The sequence below is a fragment of the Methylobacterium sp. WL19 genome (assembly GCF_008040005.1).
Lineage (GTDB): Bacteria > Pseudomonadota > Alphaproteobacteria > Rhizobiales > Beijerinckiaceae > Methylobacterium > Methylobacterium bullatum.
The window spans coordinates 25,515-31,713 of sequence record NZ_VRVC01000052.1; the positions used below are offsets into that span (position 1 = coordinate 25,515).

Genomic DNA, 6,199 nt, shown 5'->3' on the forward strand with positions numbered 1-6,199 from the left:
CTTCCCCGTCAGTCGACGCTCGGTGCCAGCATGGTCTCGGGGCGCACGACGCGGTCGAACTCCTCCTCCGTGACGTAGCCGAGGCGCAGGGCCTCTTCCTTCAGGGTGGTGCCGCGCTTGTGCGCGGTCTTGGCGATCTCGGCGGCTTTGTCGTAGCCGATGGAGGGAGCGAGCGCCGTCACCAGCATGAGCGAGCGGCTCATCAGGTCGGCGATCTTGTCCTCGTTGGCCTTGATGCCGACGACGCAATTGTCGGCGAAGCTCACGGCCGCATCGGCGAGGATGCGGATCGATTGCAGCACCGCGTTGGCGATGACCGGCTTGAACACGTTGAGCTCGAAATTACCCTGGGAGCCGGCGAAGCTCACCGTGGTGCCGTTCCCGATCACCTGGGCGCAGACCATGGTCAGGGCCTCGCACTGCGTCGGGTTGACCTTGCCCGGCATGATCGACGAGCCCGGCTCGTTCTCCGGCAGGGAGAGTTCGCCGAGGCCCGAGCGCGGGCCGGAGCCGAGGAAGCGGATGTCCTGGGCGATCTTGAACAGGCCCGCCGCCAGGGCCGACAGCGCGCCTTGCGTGAAGACGAGGGCGTCGTGGGTGGCCAGCGCCTCGAACTTGTTGGCGGCCGAGGTGAAGGGCAGGCCGGTCAGCTCGGCGACCTTGGCCGCGAACTTCTCCGCGAATTCCGGATGGGCATTGAGGCCGGTGCCGACCGCCGTGCCGCCCTGCGCGAGAGCAAGCACGCCCGGAAGCGTCGCCTTCACCCGCTCGGTGCCCAACGCCACCTGCGCGACATAGCCGGAAAATTCCTGGCCGAGGGAGACGGGCGTCGCGTCCTGCAAATGGGTGCGCCCGATCTTGACGATGTCGGCGAACGCCTCGGACTTCGCCTGGAGCGCGTCGTGCAGGTGCTTCAGGGAGGGCAGCAGCCGGTCGTTGATCTCGCGCGAGACCGCGATGTGCATCGCCGTGGGGAACACGTCGTTGGAGGATTGGCCGCGATTCACGTGGTCGTTGGGGTGGACCGGCGACTTGCCGCCGCGCTTTCCGCCGAGCAGCTCGTTGGCCAGGCTCGCGATGACCTCGTTGGCGTTCATGTTCGACTGGGTGCCCGAGCCCGTCTGCCAGACCACGAGGGGGAATTCCTGGTCGTGCTCGCCCGACACCACCTCGGCGGCGGAGGCGGCGACGGCCTGGGCCACCTTCGGGTCGAGGGCGCCGAGATCCTGGTTCACCAGGGCGGCGGCCTGCTTCACCATCCCGAGGGCATGGACGAGGGGGGCCGGCATCTTCTCGGTGCCGATCTTGAAGTTCTGGATCGAGCGCTGGGTCTGCGCGCCCCAGTAGCGATGGGCCGGAACCTCGATGGGGCCGAACGTGTCGGACTCGGTCCGGGTGGCGGACGTTTCGGTGGGGCTTTCGAGCGGCGACATCGTGGCCTCTTAGATGGCGGGGTATGCGGCCCTACTTAAACGGTGCGGCCGAAAACCGCGATGGTGCTTTCTTTCAAAGGCGTCACAGGACCGTGCCGGAGTCAGGCACGTTCCGGGACGAAGCGAGGACGATTGCCGATGCCGTTGGACGCCGCGACCCTGGAGCCCGACGCCCTCCCGCGCTTCCGCCCCGTCGTCCCGCGCCCCCGGCGCGAACAGCCGGGGTTGCTCGCCTTCCTCAAGGCGGTGCGCGCCAACCCGATCACCACCTGGCTCGACGAGCATTTCGTGGAGCCCGTGGTGGCGCGCGAAGGCGCGATGGGCCGCGTCACCGTGGTCAGCGACCCGGCCCTGATCCGCTACCTGTTCGTGGAGAACGCCGCCAATTACCGCAAGGACGACCTGCAGCGCCGGGTGCTCGCGCCGGGTCTCGGCAACGGCCTCCTCACGGCGGAGGGCGAGGAGTGGAAGCTGCAGCGGCGCACCCTGGCGCCGATCTTCTCGGCCCGCCACGTCCTCGGCTTCGCCGCCCCCATGAACGAGGCGGGCGCGCGAATCGGCCGCCGCCTCGCCCGGCGCGACGCCACCACCGTGGACGTGCCCCTGGAAATGACCCGCGTCACCCTCGACGTGCTGGAGCGGACGATCTTCACCGAGGGCCTGTCCAGCGACCCTGATGCGCTGGGCCGCGCCATCACCCGGTTCCTCGAATCGGTCGGGCCGGTGGACCCGATGGACGTGTTCGGCGTGCCGGCCTTCGTGCCGCGCATCGGCCGGCTCCGGGCGCGTCCGGCGATCCGCTTCTTCGAGGAGGTGGTGAACGCCCTCATCGCGCGCCGGCGCACGCAGCTCGACGCCGGAACGGCCCCCTCCGACCTGCTGACCCTGCTGCTTCAGGCGCAGGACCCGGAAACCGGCAAGGGCCTCAGCGATCTGGAGGTCAAAGCCAACATCGTCACCTTCATCGCCGCCGGCCACGAAACCACGGCGAACGCGCTCACCTGGGCGCTCTATTGCCTGTCGCAGGATCACGAGGCCCGTGCCCGCGTCGAGCGCGAGGTGGATGCGGTGCAGGGCGACGGGTTCGATGCCGACGCGCTCCCCTTCACCAAGGCGGTGATGGAAGAGACGATGCGGCTGTTCCCGCCGGTGCCGTTCCTGAGCCGTCAGGCCATCGCGGAGGATCGGATCGGCCGGATCAAGATCCCCAAGGGCTCGCTCATCATGGTGGCGCCCTACGTGCTCCACCGCCACCGCACCCTGTGGGACGATCCCGAGGCGTTCATGCCGGAGCGCTTCCTGCCGGAGAACCGGGCCACCGTTCAGCGCTTCTCCTATCTGCCGTTCGGCGCAGGCCCCCGCGTCTGCATCGGCCAGAGCTTCTCGCTGCAGGAGGCAGTGATCGTGCTGGCGCACATCGCCCGCGCCGCGCGCTTCTCGCTGTCACCCGACCACGCCCCCGTCACGCCGCTCCAGCGGGTGACGCTGCGGCCGGAACATGGCTTGCGGATGCAGGTGGAGCGGCGGGGCTGAGAACCGCTGCGGCGGGTCGCGGATCACCGTCCGCTGCGCTCTGCAAATGTCCGAGAGAGGGGGGCGAGGTCTCACGACCGCGCTCGCGCAGACTCAGCGTAACCAACGTCCCTTCCCTAGATGGCTACGACACTCACCAATTCGCGCGTCCCCTCTCCTGGAAGGAGAGGGAGCACGTCGCGCCTTAGGCCGAACCCTATTGAATAACGGGAACAGCCGTCGAGCAAATGTGTGAATCCAGTAGCCCCGGACGGGTGGAGCGAGGCACAGCCCGATTCGTCGGGCATCGCGAAAAGCAGCGAAGCGACTTTAATCTCAGCTCTTCTTCCGGAAAGCGTCGAGGCTGACGACTTCGGCACCAGCTTCGCCGCCGTCGGGCTTCTTGGCCGCGGGGCGCGCCGCCTTGCCGTCGGGACCGTCCTCGGTCTTGTCGAGGTTCTGGCTCGCGCCCTGCGCGGGGAGGAGCTTGGGCACGCTGGCGCCGATCGCCGAGACGGCGTTGCCCTTCGGCATGATCTCGCTCGGCTCGGAGGCCGCGCCCCGCGTGGCGTTCTTCGTGCCGTGAGGTTGCGGCGCATCGTCCTGCGCGTCCTCGTCCGCCGCCTCGTTCAGGTCGAACTTGAGGCCGAACTGGACCGAGGGGTCGAAGAACCCGCTCAAGGCGTCGAAGGGCACGAGCAGGCGCTCGGGAACCCCGGAGAAGGACAGGCCGACCTCGAAGGAATGCTCGGTGACGCCGAGATCCCAGAACTGATGCTGGAGGACGATGGTCATGTCCTGGGGGTACTTTTCCCGCAGGCGCTGCGACATCCGCACCCCCGGCGCCTCCGTCCGGAACGACACGTAGAAATGGTGCTCGCCGGCGAGACCTTCGCGGGCCGCGTCGGTCAGCACCTTGCGCACGACGCCGCGCAGGGCATCCTGAACCAGGAGGTCGTAACGGATGAGATCGTCTGCCATCGCTTGTCGCTTTGCCCGGTACCTGCCGGAATGTCGCGCCGACGGCGCACCGGGTCGGTGAATTGACGTGAAGGCTTGCCGGACTCGGGCGCCGGTTTCAATCGCGCCGTTCCCACCGTGGTCTCCACGGGGGGGCGGTGAATTGACACCGTATCCACGTACCCGGGATTCTGGTGAAAGCGCCGGGATCGAGCGGCCTCGGCCGAAGATTGTCAGGCACCCAGTTCGGCCTCTCGACCGAACGACACGAATATAGAGGGAGAGGCGTCGCTTTTGAAGCCCGATCCTGACGTGGAGTTGTCCGACGACCGGGCAATCGGCGCAATGCTGGCCGCCACCGGCGGCGCGCGGCCGCGCCGGTCCCCGATCCGCCTCGCCGCGGCGGCGTTTCGCGATGCCATCGGCCTCGTCCTGGCGACCCTGTTCGTGATGCTCGCAGCGGCCATCGCCGCCCTGCTCGTCGTGCGCGTCGGCGCGGACATCCTGCAGGGCATAGACCCCTTCGCCACCGAGGCCCGCCGCCCCCGGTTGTATCCGCAGCAGCTGGTCCTGCGCGAGGTGGCGAGCGATATTCTGCGCCAGTGCCTCATCGTCGCCATCGTCATCGGCGCGGCGATCCGGTCCAGCGGCGAGGCGTGGCGCGCCAGGCTCGCGCTGACCCCCGTGGAGGCGCCTGGCCTCGTGCCCTCGCGGCTTCTCGCCATCCTCCTGCTCTGGCCGTTCCTCCACATCCTGTGGGTGATCGGGACGGCGGAGGTCTTCCACATGGCGTTCGGCCGCAATGTCGGCCTGTCGCCGCTGCTCAGCAGGACCGGGGCCATCGCCTGGCTCGCCTTCACCATCGTGCTGGCGCCGGTGGCGGAAGAGGTGCTCATGCGCGGGGCGATGTTCGAGCGGGCCTCGCGCTTCCTCAAGCCGTGGGGTGCGATCCTCTCCACCTCCGCCCTGTTCGTGCTGCTTCACATCCAGGTCGGCAGCATCGCCCGCCCGGTCTCGCTGATTCCCCTGGCCCTGATGCTCGGCTGGCTGCGCTGGCGGACCGGGCGGCTCTGGCCCTGCATCCTGCTCCACGTCTGGAGCAATCTCGCCGTGGTCGCCTACTTGCTGTGGCCGGCGCCCGCCTGACGCTCGCCTCGCGGCCCCGTTCGCGGTATCGCGGGAGATGCAACACGGGACCCCGATGCACGCCTATCATCAGCTTCTCGAACGCATCCTCTCCGAGGGAACGCGCAAGGACGACCGGACCGGCACGGGGACGCTCTCGGTCTTCGGCCACCAGATGCGCTTCGACCTGGCGGAGGGCTTTCCCCTCGTCACGACGAAGCAGCTGCACCTGCGCTCGATCATCCATGAATTGCTGTGGTTCCTCACCGGCGACACCAACGTGCGCGCCCTGCAGGCCAACGGCGTCACGATCTGGGACGAATGGGCCGATGCGAACGGCGATCTCGGGCCGGTCTACGGGAAGCAATGGCGTTCGTGGGCCAAGCCCGACGGCGGCGCAGTGGACCAGATCTCCTGGCTCGTGGACGAGATACGGCGAAACCCCGATTCGCGCCGGCTGATCGTCTCGGCCTGGAACCCGGCCGACCTCGACAGGATGGCGCTGGCGCCCTGCCATTGCCTGTTCCAGTTCTACGTCGCCGACGGCCGGCTCTCGTGCCAGCTCTATCAGCGCTCGGCCGACGTGTTCCTCGGCGTGCCGTTCAACATCGCCTCCTATGCGCTGCTCACGGCGATGATCGCCCAGGTGACGGGCCTGGAGCCGGGAGACTTCGTCCACACGCTCGGCGACGCCCATCTCTACGTGAACCATCTCGAACAGGCCCGGCTGCAGCTCACGCGGGAGCAGCGTCCTCTGCCGCGCCTCGTCCTTGCCTCGGAGGTCCGCTCGGTGTTCGATTTTCGATTCGAGGACATCGCCATCGAAGGGTATGAACCGCATCCCGCCATCCGCGCGCCGGTGGCGGTCTGATGGCGCCCGCCCCCCATAGCCCCCGCGTCAGCCTCATCGCGGCGGTGGCCCGCAACGGGGTGATCGGACGGGACAACGGCCTGATCTGGCGCCTCGGCAGCGACCTGCGCCGCTTCAAGGCGCTGACCATGGGCAAGCCGGTCCTGATGGGCCGCAAGACCTACGACTCCATCGGCCGGCCGCTGCCGGGCCGGCGCATCCTCGTGCTGACCCGCGACCGGTCGTTCTCGGCCGCCGACGTGGCCGTCGTCCACGATTGGGCAGGCGCCCTGGCGGCGGCGGGGGGGGCGGAGGAGCT

6 protein-coding genes are annotated in these 6,199 nt (G+C 68.7%); 4 read left to right on the forward strand and 2 right to left on the reverse strand.

From position 1 onward, the window contains the following. Window positions 1–8 precede the first annotated feature (8 nt). Complete coding sequence (gene fumC / locus FV220_RS12245) at window positions 9–1,433, reverse strand: class II fumarate hydratase (RefSeq protein ID WP_056144106.1); 1,425 nt, start codon at window positions 1,431–1,433, stop codon at window positions 9–11. 138 nt (window positions 1,434–1,571) lie between these two features. On the opposite strand from fumC, the gene FV220_RS12250 reads away from it, so the two are divergent. Continuing rightward, window positions 1,572–2,966: a cytochrome P450 gene (locus FV220_RS12250; RefSeq protein ID WP_056144107.1), complete on the forward strand. Its 1,395-nt coding sequence runs from the start codon at window positions 1,572–1,574 to the stop codon at window positions 2,964–2,966. Between the two features lie 315 nt (window positions 2,967–3,281). Here the strand turns inward: FV220_RS12250 and FV220_RS12255 are convergent, their stop codons facing one another. Beyond that, a complete protein-coding gene (locus tag FV220_RS12255; protein WP_147831657.1) occupies window positions 3,282–3,926 on the reverse strand; it encodes a ClpXP protease specificity-enhancing factor SspB in 645 nt (214 codons plus the stop codon). 273 nt (window positions 3,927–4,199) lie between these two features. On the opposite strand from FV220_RS12255, the gene FV220_RS12260 reads away from it, so the two are divergent. The 3 genes from FV220_RS12260 to FV220_RS12270 form a co-directional block, all read left to right on the forward strand. Continuing rightward, window positions 4,200–5,051: a CPBP family intramembrane glutamic endopeptidase gene (locus FV220_RS12260; RefSeq protein WP_246689445.1), complete on the forward strand. Its 852-nt coding sequence runs from the start codon at window positions 4,200–4,202 to the stop codon at window positions 5,049–5,051. Window positions 5,052–5,106: 55 nt separating this feature from the next. Then, complete coding sequence (locus FV220_RS12265) at window positions 5,107–5,901, forward strand: thymidylate synthase (protein WP_147831659.1); 795 nt, start codon at window positions 5,107–5,109, stop codon at window positions 5,899–5,901. Next, window positions 5,901–6,199: dihydrofolate reductase (locus tag FV220_RS12270; RefSeq protein WP_147831661.1), on the forward strand; the 299-nt coding region annotated here is incomplete at its 3' end. The genes FV220_RS12265 and FV220_RS12270, both read left to right, overlap by 1 nt.